The organism is Kitasatospora sp. NPDC058478 (genome assembly GCF_042720345.1).
Lineage (GTDB): Bacteria > Actinomycetota > Actinomycetes > Streptomycetales > Streptomycetaceae > Kitasatospora.
Genome location: NZ_JBHXML010000010.1, coordinates 114,292 through 128,714, shown reverse-complemented (window position 1 = coordinate 128,714; position 14,423 = coordinate 114,292). Strand labels below are relative to the sequence as shown.

Sequence of the window (14,423 nt, the reverse complement as noted above, 5' to 3'; positions counted from 1 at the left end):
GTGCGGCCGCTGCCACACTGCGGGCCGTGAACAGCCTCGCCGCCTGGACCCTGCGCCCCGCCACCGCCGCCGACGTCGAACCCGTCGCCGAACTCAAGGCCGTCGTGCTGCGCGCCGACCTCGAACGCCTCGGCCGCTACGACGACGACCGGGTCCGCCGGCGCCTGCGGGCGGGCTTCTCCAGCCGCCACAGCTCCGTCATCCTCGTCGACGGCGCCTTCGCCGGCTCCGTCACCGTCCGCCCCGCCGAGCAGGGCGGCCGCTGGATCGAGCACTTCTACCTCGTCCCCGCCCACCAGGGCCGCGGCCTCGGCAGCGCCGTCCTGCGCCACCTCCTCGCCCAGGCCGACGCCGCCGGCGAGCCCGTGCGCCTCGACGTCCTCCAGGGCAGCCCCGCCCGCCGCCTCTACGAACGCCACGGCTTCGTCCTCGACCACGAGGACCCGATCGACGTCTACCTGGTCCGCGAGCCCGCCGCCTGAACCGGGCCCGCCGCCCGAACCGGGGCCGCCCCGGCGGTCAGGGCTGGTCGGAGCAGGGGCGGCCGTGGTAGTCATAGCCCCCGTGATGATCATGGGGGATGACGGGGCCGTACTGCGCCTCGAACAACTGCACCGCACCTACGGGACCGGGCCGGAGGCCGTCCACGCGCTCAGGGGAGTGGACGTCGACTTCGCCCGCGGCACCTTCACCGCCGTCATGGGCCCCTCCGGCTCCGGCAAGAGCACCCTGCTCCAGTGCGCCGCCGGGCTCGACCGGCCCGACGGCGGCCGGGTCGTCCTCGACGGGGCCGACCTCGCCGCACTCACCGAGAACCGGCTGACCGTCCTGCGGCGCGAGAAGCTCGGCTTCGTCTTCCAGGCCTTCAACCTGGTCGGCTCGCTGACCGCCGAACAGAACGTCGGCCTGCCGCTGCGCCTGGCCGGGCGCCGCCCCGACCGCGCCGACGTCCACCGCGCCCTCGCCCAGGTCGGCCTCGGCGAACGCACCGGACACCTGCCCTCCCAGCTCTCCGGCGGCCAGCAGCAGCGCGTCGCCATCGCCCGCGCCCTGATCACCCGCCCGCAGGTGCTCTTCGCCGACGAACCCACCGGCGCCCTCGACAGCGCCAGCAGCCGCGACGTCCTCGCCCTGCTGCGCGAACTCGTCGACCGCGACGGCCAGAGCACCGTCATGGTCACCCACGACCCGGTCGCCGCCTCCTACGCCGACCGCGTGCTCTTCCTCGCCGACGGCCGCCTCGTCGCCGACCTCGACCACCCCACCGCCCCGCAGATCGCCGAGCGGATGACCGCCCTGGAGACGGCGGCATGAGATCCCTCGTTACTTTGCTGCCCGTCGCCGCCGCCGCACTGCGCCGCCGCAAGGCCGCCTTCGCCGGCTCCTACCTCGCCCTGACCCTCGGCGTCACCCTGGTCGCCACCACCGGCACCCTGCTCGACAACACCGCCGGCGACGACTCCCCGCTCGGCGCGCCATCCCTCCACAAGGTGCTCCTGTTCAGCGCCGCGATGGCCGCCTTCGTCGCCGTCTTCGTCGTCGCCGGCACCTTCGCCTTCGCCGTCGCCCAGCGCCGCCAGGAGATCGCGATGCTGCGCGCCGTCGGCGCCACCCCCCGCCAGGTCGTCGGGCTGATCACCGGCGAGGCCGCCGTCGTCGCCCTCGCCGCCGCCGTCACCGGCTGCCTGCTCGCCCTGCCCGGCGCGCCCGCCCTCGCCGCCTGGCTGGTCGCCCGCGGCGCCGCCCCGGACGGCTTCGCGGCGCACCCGGCCCCCGCCCCGCTGCTCACCGCCGCCGCCGTCGGCCTGCTCGTCGCCCTGCTCGGCGCCGTCACCGCCGCCCTGCGCGCCGGCCGGGTCCGGGCCGTCGAGGCACTCGGCGACGCCGCCGTCGACCGCACGGTCATGACGCCCGTGCGCTGGGCCTGCGCCCTCGCCGGACTGCTCGCCCTGGCCGGCACCGTCGGCTACTACCTGGCCGCCCCGACCATGCCCGCCGCCCCCGGCGACCAGCCGGCCGACCCGCAGCTCGCCTCCCAGTGGGTCCTCGGCGCCGACCTGCTGACGATCACCGCCCTCGCCCTGTTCGCCCCGCTGATCGTCCCGCCCCTGGTCCGGGCGCTCAGCGCGCCACTGGCCCGCGCCGTCGGCGCCGCACCCCTGCTCGCCCGGCAGAACGCGCTCACCGCCGTCCGCCGCACCGTCTCCACCGCCACCCCCGCCTTCCTCACCATCGCCCTCACCGGCACCGTCATCGGCTCCACCGCCGCCTTCGCCGACGCCATGACCGCCCAGAACCGGGCCACCGCCGCCGCCCGGTACGTGCTGCGCCCCGGCGCCACCCCGCTGCCCGACGACGCCGCACACCGGCTCACCGCCGACCGGCCCGGCCTGCGCGCCACCGCCACCACCCCCACCGTGGTCACCGGCCTCGGCGCCGCCCCCGCCGACTTCGCCGACCCCGGCGAGGACTCACCCGCCTCCGCCCCCTCCGCCGCCACCGTCGTCGACGGCGACCTCGCCACCGCCTGGACCCTGCCCGTCGTCCAGGGCGCCGCCGCCGACCTGCACGGCGCCACCCTCGCCGCCTCCACCGACCAGGCCCGCGGCCACGGCTGGACCCTCGGCGACCAGGTCCACCTGCGCCTCGCCGACGGCACCGTCACCGCACTGCGCCTCGCTCTCGTCTACCGCACCCAGCTGGGCCTCGACGAGATCCTGCTCAGCGGCGACGCCACCACCGCCCACCTGGCCGGCGCCCACCCCGGCGCCGTCCACCTCTCCGCCGAACCCCCGGCCGCCGACCGGCTCGGCGGCGAACTCACCGACGCCCGCGCCCCCGGCCCCGACCCCGGCGCCCACTACGCGTGGATCGCCACCACGACCATCCTCGGCCCCGCCCTGCTGTACGCGCTCATCGCGATCGCCAACACCATGGTGATGTCCGCCGCCGACCGCCGACGCGACTTCACCGTCCTGCGGCTGGCCGGCACCCTGCGCCGCCAGGTGCTGCACATGGTCGCCCTGGAAGCCGTCCTGGTCGTCGCCACCGCCGCCGTCCTGGCCCTCGCCGTCACCGCCCTCACCCAGTACGGCACCACCGCCCTGCTCAACCACCGCATCCTGGCCGGCCAGGCCGCCATCGACCCGCACCTGCCCTGGCTCCCGCTCGGCGCCGCCGCGGCCGTCTGCCTCGCCCTGGCCGTCGCCGCCAGCGTGCTGCCCGGCCGGATCGCCCTCGCCCGCGCCCGGTGACGTTCGCCCGGTGACGTTCGCCCGGTGCCGGTCTCCTGGTGACGTTCGCTCAGCGGCGCTCGCCCGGGTGCCCCTCACCCGGGTGACCCTCGCCCGGGTGAGGGGAGTAGGCCGGACGGATGGTGACCAGCGGTCGGGCGCGGCGCTCACCCGAGCACCGGGCCCGACCGCTTGTTAGCGTCCCGTCCATGATCGACAGCCCGCACTCCACCGGCTCCGAACACCCCCGCGCCACCCGCCGCGGCCTCCTGCGCACCGCCCTCGGCGCCACCACCGCCGGAGCCCTCACCCTCACCGGCGCCCACCCAGCCCAGGCCGAGCCCCGCCCCGCCACCCGGCGCATCGACTTCCACGGCCGCCACCAGGCCGGCATCACCAACCCGCCCCCCGGCTACGGCACCTTCCTCGCCCTCGACGTCAAGGCCCGCGACCGCAAGGCCCTCGAAACCCTCCTGCGCACCCTCACCGACCGCATCCGCTTCCTCACCACCGGCGGCACCCCGCCCGACCTCGGCCCCGCCACCGCCCCCTCCGACAGCGGCACCCTCGGCCCCGACCTGCCCGCCGACGACCTCACCGTCACCGTCGCCGTCGGCGCCTCCCTCTTCGACACCCGCTACGGCCTCACCCGCCACCGCCCCCGCCGGCTCACCGCCATGCGCCCCTTCCCCGTCGACGCGCTGCGCCCCGCCGAATGCCACGGCGACCTCTCGCTCCAGATCTGCGCCGAGAACCGCGACACCGTCCAGCACACCATCCGCGACCTGCTGCGCAGCACCAACGGCCTGATCCGCCCGCGCTGGCAGCTCGACGGCTTCCAGAACCGCTCCCGCCCCACCGGCGCCGCCCGCAACCTGCTCGGCTTCAAGGACGGCATCGAGAACCCCGACACCGCGAACGCCCGCGAACTGGACGCCCTCGTCTGGGTCGGTGAGGGCGGCGACGAACCGCGCTGGGCCGCCGGCGGCAGCTACCAGGTCATCCGCGCCATCCGCACCCTCGTCGCCGGCTGGGACGAGGTGCCGCTCCAGCAGCAGGAACGCCTGATCGGCCGGCGCAAGAACGACGGCGCCCCGCTCGGCGCCGCCGGCGAGACCGACACCCCCGACTACCGCAACGACCCCGACGGCGCCGTCATCCCCCTCGACTCCCACATCCGCCTCGCCAACCCCCGCACCGACGGCACCCGCGACAGCCGCATCCTGCGCCGCGCCTTCAACTACGACCGCGGCCTCGACCCCGACGGCGAACCCGACCTCGGCCTCGCCTTCTGCTGCTACCAGCAGGACGTGGCCCGCCAGTTCGAAGCCGTCCAGACCCGCCTCAACACCGAACCCCTCGCCCGCCACCTCCGCCCCACCGGCGGCGGCTACTTCTACGTCCTCCCCGGCGCCCACGACACCACCGACTGGCTCGGCCGCACCCTCCTCACCACCACCTGAACGCCCCGGTTCGCGCGCCCGTCGCCCCAACCGGGGCGCGGGCGCCCGCCGTTGGGGCGACCTGCCGAAACCGAGGAAGGCCGTCCGCCGCCGCACCGGCCCGCACCCCGACCGCCCCAGCGGCCGGGTTGTCGGTGGGGCGGGTGATGATGGGGGCTGTTTCGAGAGGCAGGACGGAAGGACACCCCCTTATGAGCTGGTGGCAGCAGCCACTGGTCGGCTTCGACCTGGAGACCACGGGCACCGACCCGGCCGTGGACCGCATCGTCACGGCCGCGCTCGTGGACACCGTCGGGGCCCGCCGGGTGGGGGCCGTGCACTGGCTGCTCGACCCCGGGGTCCCGATCCCGGCCGAGGCGGAGGCGATCCACGGCATCGGCGACGACCTGGCCCGCGGCAAGGGCCGGCCGGCCAAGGAGGCGGTGGAGGAGATAGCCGGCGCGCTCTGCGAGCGGCTCGCCGCAGGGCGCCCGGTGGTCGCGTTCAACGCGCCGTTCGACCTGTCGCTGCTCGACGCCGAGCTGCGCCGGTACGGGCTGGTGCCGCTCGCCGAGCGCCTCGGCGCCCCGGTCGGGCCGGTGCTGGACGCGCTGGTCGTCGACCGGGCGGTGGACAAGTACCGCAAGGGCTCGCGCACCCTGCAGCGGGTCTGCGAGGTGTACGGCGTCGAGCTGACGGACGCGCACGAGGCGGGCAGCGACGCGCTGGCGGCCGTCCGGGTCGCCGTCGCGCTCGCCGAGCGCTACCGGGCCGAGGTCGGCGACGTCGCGCCGGCCGAGCTGCACGGGCGCCAGATCGGCTGGTACCGGGAGTGGGCGGAGGGCTTGCAGGCGTGGCTGCGCCGCGGCAAGGACCCGCAGGCCGTGGTCGACCCGCGGTGGCCGATGAGGTAGCCGCCCCCGGTGTGGCCGGTGAGTCGGCTATTCGGCCGGCCAGTCGAAGGTGTAGCCCTGGGCGACCAGCCAGGGCAGCAGCTGCTTGAGCGCGGCCACGGTCTGGGTGCGGTCGCCGCCGCCGTCGTGCATCAGGATCACGCCGCCGGGCTTGAGCTGCTTCTGCACGGTGGAGACGATGGCGGGCACGCCCGGGCGGGACCAGTCGCGCGGGTCGACGGACCAGCCGAGCGAGGACATGCCGAGGCTCGCGGTGATCTGTTCGTTGTCGGCGTTGAAGCCGCCGCCGGGGGCGCGGAACCAGTCGACCCGGGTGCCGGGGCCGCCGGCCTTGACGATCATGTCCCTGGCGGCGGAGATCTCGTAGACGGCCTTGTCGTGGGGGAGCTTCGCGAACGGCTGCGGGTGGTGGACGCTGTGGTCGCAGAGCCGGTGGCCGGCCGCGAGGACGCGCTTGACCAGGGCCGGGTTGGCGGCGGCGTTCTGGCCGATCTCGCAGAAGGTGGCCTTGGCGTGGTACTGGGCGAGCAGGTCGAGGATCTGGCCGGTGGCGGGGCCGGGGCCGTCGTCGAAGGTGAGCGCCACGGTGCGGCCGCCGGAGGCGGTGGAGCCGATGACGGTGCCCGGCTTGACCGGCGCGGGCGGCGGCGCGGGGGTGCCCGTGGGGGTGCCCGCGACGGCCGTGGTGGTGACCGGGGTGCTCGGCGTGCCGCCGTGGGGCGGGGCGCTCGTCCCGGCCGGCGCCTGGGGCGTGTGCGGCTTCGGGACGGCCGGCGGGGCGGCGGAGGCGGGTGCGCCGTCGGAGTCGGGGGTGGGCGCGACGGTGGCGACGGGCCCGTCGGTCGGCCGGCCGTCGGTCGGCGCGAGGGTGATCGGGGGCTGGGTGCTGACGCCGGCCGTCGGCTGGAGCGCTCCGCTGGCGGTGCCGCACGCGGCCAGTCCCAGGGCGGCGGCCGCCGCGACGCAGCCTGCGACCAGCCGGCGGCGGGCCGTGAGCGCGGTACGGGTCGGGGGGGAGGGCCGGCGGGTGGCGGAGTGGGGCATGGCGGCGGCTCCTGTGGTGCAGAGGGGTGCAGAGGACGGGCGCCGATCCCTCGGTCAGGATGACTGTCCGATAGGACGCCGAGCGTACGTGCCCCGGTTGCGGAGCGGACCGCAGCGCCGTAGGAGTCTTCTCACACTCGCCCGGGTTGGCGCCCCCGCGGCCCGCCGGGTATCCCGGGGGCCGCGCCGGGGGCGTCCCGGCACCTCAGGGGCCCGTCCCTTCAGGAGCCGTCACTTCGGAAGCTCGACGCCCCAGGAGCCCGACGCCTCAGAACGGGTACCAGCGCACCTCGGTGGCGCCCTCCCGCAGTGAGGCGACCCGGCGCCGGAACTCCGCCAGCGCGGCCGGGTTGCCGGGTACCTGCTGGGCGACCCAGGAGGCGCTGGCGGTCTCCCGGGCCCCGCGCAGCACCGCGAAGCCGGGCCAGGCGCGCACGTCCCAGCCGTACGCCTCGACGAAGGCCCGGTACTCCTCGCCGGGCACGCCGTACCGGTCGTGGCTGAGCGCGAGGACCACCAGGTCGTGTTCGCGCAGGTCGTGCGAGACGTTCTCCAGGTCGAGCAGGACGGGCCCGTCCGGGCCGACGTGGACGTTGCGGGGCAGTGCGTCGCCGTGGATCACGCCGGGGTGCAGGTGCGGGGCGAGGTCGGGCAGGGCGGCGGCGAAGCCGTCGCGGCGGTGGCGCAGGAAGGCGACGTCGGCCGGGTCGACGTGGCCCTCGGCGGAGGCCAGCCAGCGTTCGACGGGGGCCAGCAGGTCGCGGTGGGCGAGCGGGAAGGGCGGCAGCGGCAGCCGGTGCAGGGTGCGCAGCAGCGGGGCGAGGTCGGCGGGGCGGGCGGGGTGGACGGCGGGGGCGAGCCGGTGCCAGAAGGTGACGGGGTGCCCGTGGGCGAGCTGGGGCTCGGCTTCCACCGCGTCGTACGGGCGGACCACCGGGACGTCCTGGGCGGCGAGCCAGTGGGCGACGGCGAGTTCGTGCCGCGCCCGTTCGTACAGTTCGGGGCCGCGGCCGACCTTGGCGACGACGGCAGGGTCGCCGAGGTCGAAGACGGCGTTCTCGCCGAGTGCGAGCAGCCGGGCGTCGCCGGGGCCGGGCAGTCCGGCGGACTCGCAGGCGTGGGCGAGCAGCAGCCGGGCGCGGCCTTCGTCGAAGGGGATCATGGCGGTGCTCCGTTGGGGCGGCGTTCATCCGGAGGCCTCCGGACGGTGATCATCATGACGGACCGGGGTGGGGTTTTCCCTACCTTCCTACCCTGACATCTCCTCCTAGGGGGTAGGGGGAGAGATCCACCCTGAGGGGGAGCTGTCTCCACCCGGAGCACGAGGTCAAGGGGGGTGCGCCCGGGAGAAACTGGGTCGGGGCCGCTGAGCGGCGGCCCCGACGGGGGTTGGACCACGGGGGCTCCTTGCCGGTCGGCAAGCAAGTGCTCGTAGGATGACGCCCAGACCTACTTACCTGCCGACCGGCTAGGGAGCGCCGCCGCGCGTCTCCCACCGGTCCAGCCGTCGCCCGGCGTCCCGTCCCCCAAGGGCTGCGGTGAACCATGCCCAGGAGGCATCGAGCATGTTCCACCGACTAGGACAATTCGTCGTACGCCGCGCGTGGTGGGTGATCATCGCGTGGGTGATCGGAATGATCGCCGTCATCATGACCGCGCCGAAGGTCAGCTCGCAGACCGACGAAGCCGCGTTCCTCCCCAAGCACTACGAGTCCATCCAGGCCGCACAGGTGCAGGAGCGGGCCTTCCCGGCCGCCTTCACCCCGGGCGCGCTCGCACTCTTCGAGCGCAACGACGGCGCCGCGTTCACCGACGCGGACAAGGCCGCGATGGGCAAGCTCGTCCAGGACCTGACGGCCAAGAAGATCGACGGCGTCGAGAAGATCATCCCGCCGTCCGACCAGCTGGGCATATCCCCGGACCACAAGTACGCGATGGCCATGATCGCCGTCGACAAGTCGAAGCAGCAGGACCAGAACAAGACCGCGGACATCGCCAAGGCCATCCGTGACGACGGCAAGGCGCTGGCCTCCGGCACCGACCTGAAGTTCCAGCTCGGCGGCCCCGCCGCCCAGGCGCTCGACCAGAAGGAAGCCTCCGGCTCGGCCGAGGGCATCATCACCATGGCCACGGTCCTGCTGGTCATCGTGATCGTCGGCATCATCTTCCGCGGCATCCTGGCCGGCCTGCTGCCGGTCCTGGTCTCGCTGATGATCGCGCTGCCCGCCTCCATCGGCCTGATCAACTACGCGACCGACATCTTCGACCTCAAGAGCACACCCATCCTGATGGCGATCCTGATCGTCGTCGTGCTCGGCGTCGGCACCGACTACTTCCTGTTCCTCGCCTTCCGCTACCGCGAGCGGCTGCGGGCCGGCGACGACCGCAACGCCGCCGTGGCCAACGCGGTCGGCCGGGTCGGCGAGGCGATCGCCTCCGCCGCCGGCGCCGTCACCATCGCCTTCGCCGCGCTGATCCTCTCCAGCCTCGGCATGTTCCAGGCGCTCGGCCCCGCGCTGGCGATCGCGGTCGTGGTCACCGCCCTGGCCTCGATCACCCTGGCCCCCGCGCTGCTCGCGGTCATCCCCGCCCGCGCCGTCTTCTGGCCCGGCAAGAAGTGGACGAACGAGCCGAGCACCGCGCGCTTCACCGCGCTCGGCCGGATCGTCCAGAAGCGCCCGGCGCTGGCCGCCGTCGCCTCCGGCGGCGTACTGCTCGCCCTGTCCGTGGGCGCGCTCGGCTACAACGGCAACTTCGACATGGCCGGCAGCTCCATGCCCAAGGACAAGGAGTCGATGGTCGTCCAGGACACGATGGCCAAGGGCTTCTCCGCCGGCGCCGCCGACCCGAGCCAGGTCTACCTGAGCAGCACCGACGGCAAGAAGCTCGACCCGGCCTCCTTCCCGGCCTACGCCGACAAGCTGCAGGGCGTCGGCGGGGTCTCCAAGGTCTACCTGCCGAGCGCCGACGCCAAGAGCATCAGCGCCGACGGCGCCACCGCCCAGTTCACCGTCATGCTCAAGGACGCCCCGGCCAGCAACGAGGCGATCGACGCGGTGACCGAGCTGCGCACCGTCGCCCACGCGCAGGCCCCGGCCGGCAGCGAGGCCAAGGTCGGCGGCCTCACCTCGGTGTTCAAGGACATCAACCTGGCGATGACCCACGACTACAAGCTGGTCTTCCCGATCGCCGGGCTGCTGATCCTGCTCATCCTGGCCCTCCAGCTGCGCAGCGTGGTCGCCCCCTGGTACCTGATGGCCTCGGTCGGCCTCGGCTTCAGCGCCACGCTGGGCGCCACCACGCTGATCTTCCAGAAGATCGGCAACGAGACCGGCCTGATGTTCATGATGCCGATCCTCATCTACCTCTTCGTGGTGGCGATCGGGACGGACTACAACATCCTGATCATCGCCCGTCTGCGCGAGGAGGCCCGCGCGGGCCGCAGCCCGCGCGAGGCGGCCCGCGAGGCGCTGCGCCACGCAGGCCCGACCGTCGCCGCGGCCGGCTTCATCCTGGCGGCCTCGTTCGGGACGTTCATGCTCGCCGGCAACACCTTCATGATGGAGTTCGGCTTCGCCATGGCCTTCGGCATCGTGCTGGCGGCCTTCGTGATGGCGATGTTCTTCACCCCGGCGCTCACCGCGCTGATCGGCAACCGGGCCTGGTGGCCCGGCCACGGCGCCGACCCCGACCCCGAGCATGGCCACGGCGGGGGCCACGGTGCCGGCCCGGCGCCGGCGGCGGACACGTACGGCGTGCCGGAGCCGGCCGGACGGCGCTGATCGCTTCGTTCGGACACGGGCGACGCCCGACCGACGCGCCAAACAGGCGGCGTCCCGCTTCGGCGGGGCGCCGCTTGCCCCCTTTCCCTGGCCGTCAAACGTGATCTGTCGAGCACAAAAGTCCCCGGTCAATCGGGGTGTCGCCGTGCTACAGTCGACCCAGTTGCAGTTTTGGTTCCCATGAACGTATGTGTGCGCCTGCTGGTTCCAACCAACAGGCGCATTTGTTTTGTCCGGTGTTTCAGTCTCCGGATGGGGATCGCGGCTACTCCGGGGTTCACGCGGTGTGAATCCCTGATGCCCCAGTTTTTTGAGGAGACGGTTATGGCTACCGGCACCGTGAAGTGGTTCAACAGCGAAAAGGGCTTCGGCTTCATCGAGCAGGCCGAGGGCGGCCCGGACGTGTTCGCCCACTACTCGAACATCGTGGCGAACGGCTTCCGTGAGCTCGTCGAGGGCCAGCAGGTCGAGTTCGACGTCACCCAGGGCCAGAAGGGCCCGCAGGCCGAGAACATCCGCGTCATCTGACGTCAGCCTCCACGCTGACTCGCGATCTCGCGAAGCGGGGGCCCGTACCACACGGTGCGGGCCCCCGCGCATGCCGCCGTACGGCCGGGGCGGCGAATTTCCTACCGACGGCCGACCAGCCCCCATCCGGGGCTGCCGACCGACGTACGGAGACTTCGTGACCACCCCTGCCCGCCCGCCGCGTGACCGCGCCGCCCGCACCACCGACCAGGCCCGCCGCGGCGAGAACCCGCGCCGCAGCGCCGGCGCCGGCCGTGCCGAGAACACCGGCCGTGGCGAGAACGCCGGCCGCACCGGCGCCGGAGACCGCGCCCGCCGCGGCGAGAACCCGCGTGGTACCGGCGACGCCGAGCGCGCCCGCAAGCCGCGCGGCCGCACCGGCGCCCCCAAGAACACCCGCGCCGCCGCCGTGCCCGAGGCCGCCGAATTCACCGTCGTCGAGGGCACCCCGGCCCGGCCCCCGGCGGACACCTTCGCCGAGCTGGACCTGCCCAAGGGCATCCTCAGCACGCTCACCCGCGAAGGCGTCATCGCGCCGTTCCCGATCCAGGGCGCCACCCTGCCCGACTCGATCGCCGGCCGCGACGTGCTCGGCCGCGGCCGCACCGGCTCCGGCAAGACCCTCGCCTTCGGCCTGCCGCTGCTCGCCCGCACCGCCGGGCGCCGCGCCGTCGCCCGCTACCCGCTGGCGCTCGTCCTGGTGCCCACCCGCGAGCTCGCCCAGCAGGTCACCGACGCGCTCACCCCCTACGCGACCGCCGTCAACCTGCGGATCACCACCGTCGTCGGCGGCATGTCGATCAACCGCCAGGCCAACGCCGTCCGCCGTGGCACCGAGGTCCTGGTCGCCACCCCCGGCCGGCTCGACGACCTGATCGGCCGCGGTGACGTCAACCTGTCCGACGTCGCCATCACCGTCCTCGACGAGGCCGACCAGATGGCCGACATGGGCTTCCTCCCGCAGGTCAGCAAGCTGCTGGAGCAGGTCGCCGAGGGCGGGCAGCGGATGCTGTTCTCCGCGACCCTGGACCGCAACGTCGACCGCCTGGTCAAGCGCTTCCTCACCGACCCGGTCACCCACTCGGTCGACCCGTCGGCCGGCGCGGTCACCACCATGGACCACCACGTCCTCCAGCTGGACCAGGCCGACAAGGCGTCCACCACCGCGCACATCGCCTCCCGCGACGGGCGCGTGATCATGTTCGTGCACACCAAGCACGGCGCCGACCGCCTCGCCAAGCAGCTGCTCGCCACCGGCGTCCGGGCCGCGGCCCTGCACGGCGGCAAGTCCCAGCCGCAGCGCAACCGGGTCCTCGACCAGTTCCGCGACGGTCACGTCACCGCGCTGATCGCCACCAACGTCGCCGCCCGCGGCATCCACATCGAAGGCCTCGACCTGGTCGTCAACGTCGACCCGCCGGTCGACCACAAGGACTACCTGCACCGCGGCGGCCGCACCGCCCGGGCCGGCGAGTCCGGTACCGTCGTCACCCTCGTCCTGCCCGAGCAGCGCCGCGAGGTCAACCGGCTGATGACGGTCGCGGGCATCCGCCCCACCGTCACCAAGGTCCGCCCCGGCGACGCCGACCTCGCCAAGATCACCGGCGCCCGCACCCCCAGCGGCGTCGCGGTCGCCGTCGCCGTCCCCGCGCCCGCCGAGGCCCCCGCCGCCAAGGCCGACGCCAAGTCCGGCAACCCGCGCCGCCGCCCCGGCAAGCGCTCCGCGCTGCCCGCCGACGTCGACATGAACGGCAACCCGCGCCGCCCCCGCCCCAAGCAGCGCATGGGCGGCGCCGCCGCCCAGGGCGACCGCCCCCAGGCGGCCGGCTTCATCGGCCGCTCCTCCGGCCGCGCCAAGCCCGGCAGCGGCGCCAAGTCCGGCTCCAACTACGGCACCGGCCGCCAGCGCCGCGCCTTCGACTAACCCCCGGCGAACCACCGACGGCCCGGCCCCCTCGCACCGAGGGGGCCGGGCCGTTTCGTCGCGGGGCCCGTCTGTCTGACGGACACCATCACCCTGCGGCGGTCCGAACCTCCGTTGATGTTGGTCATGTGCAATGCTATGTACATCACCAACATCGATCGACGGAGGTATCCGGATGTCCGTGACACAGATCGACATCGATGAAGAGGCGCTGGAACGAGCAATGACGCTCGCCGGAGTTCGGACCAAGAAGGACGCCGTCAACCTCGCACTGCGCTTCTACGCCGAGCGGCAGGAACGTGCTGCCCGGATCAGCCGGCATTTCGAGCGGGCTCAGCACTGGGGCGCCGTCGAGGACGCAGAGCGGATGCACCGAGCCGAGAAGGACGCCCGGTGATCTATCTCCTCGACACCTCTGGACTTGTCCGGCTGTTGGGCGAGCCCAAGCTCCTGGCCGTTTGGTACGACGCGATCGACGCAGGCTCGATCGCGTCGTGCTACCCGCAGCGCGCAGAGTTTCTGTACAACGCGCGCAGCGGCCGGGAGTACGACGAGATCACCGAGATGTTCGCCGACCTGTACCCGGACGTCTCGGTACCGAAGAACGCTGGGCGCTGGATCGACACGGTTCAGCGGCGCATGGCCCTCGCCGGGCAGCACCGTAGTGCCTCCGCGGTCGACCTCATGATCGCGGCGACGGCCGCACACCACGGCCTCACGGTCCTCCACGACGATGCGGACTACCGCACTGTGGCGCGGCACGCCGCTGATCTGAGCGAGCACAGCATCCTCGATCACGAGTGAGCCGGCCCCGTGGTCAGGCAGTGAGCGTCTGGGGCATCGTGGCGGCCGTACGCGCCTCGTCGTAGCGCTCCAGGAGGAGGGCGGCCAGTTCGGGGGCGGGGCCCAGGACGTCGGCGACGGCGTCCGCTCCGGCAGCCGCGTCGGCGATGCGGTCGGGCAGGAGGCCAGGGGCCAGCAGGTAGGGGGAGACGGCGGTGCGGGCGGCGCCCGCGGCGCGCAGGGCGGCCAGGGCGTCGGGCACGCGCGGGCCGGTGGCGGAGGCGTAGGCCACCTCGACGGCGGCCCAGCCGCGGCTGCGGCGCCACGCGGCGGCCACCGCGCGGGTGGCGGCGTCGGCGGCCGGGTCGGAGGAGCCGGCCGCCGCGAGCACCACGCCGGTGCGGGCCCGGACGGCGGCCGAGTGCACGTCCACCCCGGCCTCGGCGAGGCGGCGCTCCAGGGCGGCGAGCAGCAGCGGCGACGGGCCCAGGACGGCGGCGACGGGCAGGGCCGCGTCCGCCGTGCGCAGGGCGGCCGGGATGTCGTGCTTGGCGTGGTAGGCCCGGTTGAGCAGCAGCGGGACGGCCACCGCGTCGTCGAGCCGCCCGACGACCTGCGGGATGCGCGGCGCGCAGTGGTCCAGGTAGGCGGTGGCGACGTCCAGCCCGGGGCGCAGCACCCGCACCTCCTGGACCAGTGCGGCCACGGTCGCGGCGTGCCGCGGGTCGCGGCTGCCGTGGGCGATCAGCAGGAGGGCGGGCATCGGCGTCGGC

General features: G+C 74.3%; 13 protein-coding genes. 10 read left to right on the top strand and 3 right to left on the bottom strand.

The window, feature by feature from the left end; genetic code table 11:
- The first annotated feature begins 26 nt into the window (after nucleotides 1-26).
- The 5 genes from ACFWPT_RS08385 to ACFWPT_RS08365 all read left to right on the top strand — a co-directional run bounded on the left by ACFWPT_RS08385 (nucleotide 27) and on the right by ACFWPT_RS08365 (nucleotide 5,589).
- Complete coding sequence (locus ACFWPT_RS08385) at nucleotides 27-482, top strand: GNAT family N-acetyltransferase (protein WP_380480568.1); 456 nt, start codon at nucleotides 27-29, stop codon at nucleotides 480-482.
- A gap of 91 nt (nucleotides 483-573) precedes the next feature.
- Complete coding sequence (locus ACFWPT_RS08380) at nucleotides 574-1,314, top strand: ABC transporter ATP-binding protein (RefSeq protein ID WP_371516515.1); 741 nt, start codon at nucleotides 574-576, stop codon at nucleotides 1,312-1,314.
- Complete coding sequence (locus ACFWPT_RS08375; protein WP_380480566.1) at nucleotides 1,311-3,254, top strand: FtsX-like permease family protein; 1,944 nt, start codon at nucleotides 1,311-1,313, stop codon at nucleotides 3,252-3,254. The genes ACFWPT_RS08380 and ACFWPT_RS08375 overlap by 4 nt, the downstream gene beginning before the upstream one ends.
- A gap of 188 nt (nucleotides 3,255-3,442) precedes the next feature.
- Complete coding sequence (efeB, locus tag ACFWPT_RS08370; protein WP_380480564.1) at nucleotides 3,443-4,696, top strand: iron uptake transporter deferrochelatase/peroxidase subunit; 1,254 nt, start codon at nucleotides 3,443-3,445, stop codon at nucleotides 4,694-4,696.
- A 191-nt stretch (nucleotides 4,697-4,887) separates the two neighbouring features.
- Nucleotides 4,888-5,589, top strand: a complete 702-nt coding sequence (locus ACFWPT_RS08365) for an exonuclease domain-containing protein (RefSeq protein WP_063347107.1) — start codon at nucleotides 4,888-4,890, stop codon at nucleotides 5,587-5,589.
- Between the two features lie 27 nt (nucleotides 5,590-5,616).
- Here the strand turns inward: ACFWPT_RS08365 and ACFWPT_RS08360 are convergent, their stop codons facing one another.
- Nucleotides 5,617-6,633: a polysaccharide deacetylase family protein gene (locus tag ACFWPT_RS08360; protein ID WP_380480562.1), complete on the bottom strand. Its 1,017-nt coding sequence runs from the start codon at nucleotides 6,631-6,633 to the stop codon at nucleotides 5,617-5,619.
- Nucleotides 6,634-6,901: 268 nt separating this feature from the next.
- Nucleotides 6,902-7,795 carry a phosphotransferase enzyme family protein gene (locus ACFWPT_RS08355; RefSeq protein ID WP_380372452.1) on the bottom strand — a complete coding sequence of 298 codons (894 nt, stop codon included), beginning with the start codon at nucleotides 7,793-7,795 and terminating at the stop codon, nucleotides 6,902-6,904.
- 403 nt (nucleotides 7,796-8,198) lie between these two features.
- Here ACFWPT_RS08355 and ACFWPT_RS08350 point away from each other — a divergent pair, with 403 nt between their 5' ends.
- The 5 genes from ACFWPT_RS08350 to ACFWPT_RS08330 all read left to right on the top strand — a co-directional run bounded on the left by ACFWPT_RS08350 (nucleotide 8,199) and on the right by ACFWPT_RS08330 (nucleotide 13,671).
- Entirely contained in the window at nucleotides 8,199-10,415 is a 2,217-nt protein-coding gene (locus ACFWPT_RS08350) for an MMPL family transporter (protein ID WP_380480560.1), read from the top strand.
- Between the two features lie 324 nt (nucleotides 10,416-10,739).
- Nucleotides 10,740-10,943: a cold-shock protein gene (locus ACFWPT_RS08345; RefSeq protein ID WP_063347104.1), complete on the top strand. Its 204-nt coding sequence runs from the start codon at nucleotides 10,740-10,742 to the stop codon at nucleotides 10,941-10,943.
- Nucleotides 10,944-11,100: 157 nt separating this feature from the next.
- Nucleotides 11,101-12,867 (top strand): DEAD/DEAH box helicase, encoded by a 1,767-nt coding sequence (locus ACFWPT_RS08340; protein ID WP_380480558.1) that lies wholly within the window; start codon nucleotides 11,101-11,103, stop codon nucleotides 12,865-12,867.
- 175 nt (nucleotides 12,868-13,042) lie between these two features.
- Nucleotides 13,043-13,264 carry a type II toxin-antitoxin system VapB family antitoxin gene (locus tag ACFWPT_RS08335; protein ID WP_371516508.1) on the top strand — a complete coding sequence of 74 codons (222 nt, stop codon included), beginning with the start codon at nucleotides 13,043-13,045 and terminating at the stop codon, nucleotides 13,262-13,264.
- Nucleotides 13,261-13,671: a PIN domain-containing protein gene (locus ACFWPT_RS08330; protein WP_371516507.1), complete on the top strand. Its 411-nt coding sequence runs from the start codon at nucleotides 13,261-13,263 to the stop codon at nucleotides 13,669-13,671. Before ACFWPT_RS08335 ends, ACFWPT_RS08330 begins: the two co-directional genes overlap by 4 nt.
- A gap of 13 nt (nucleotides 13,672-13,684) precedes the next feature.
- On the opposite strand, the gene ACFWPT_RS08325 is transcribed toward ACFWPT_RS08330, so the two are convergent.
- On the bottom strand, nucleotides 13,685-14,413 hold the full coding sequence (locus tag ACFWPT_RS08325) for a sirohydrochlorin chelatase (protein WP_380372444.1): 729 nt from the start codon (nucleotides 14,411-14,413) through the stop codon (nucleotides 13,685-13,687).
- Nucleotides 14,414-14,423: the final 10 nt, after the last annotated feature.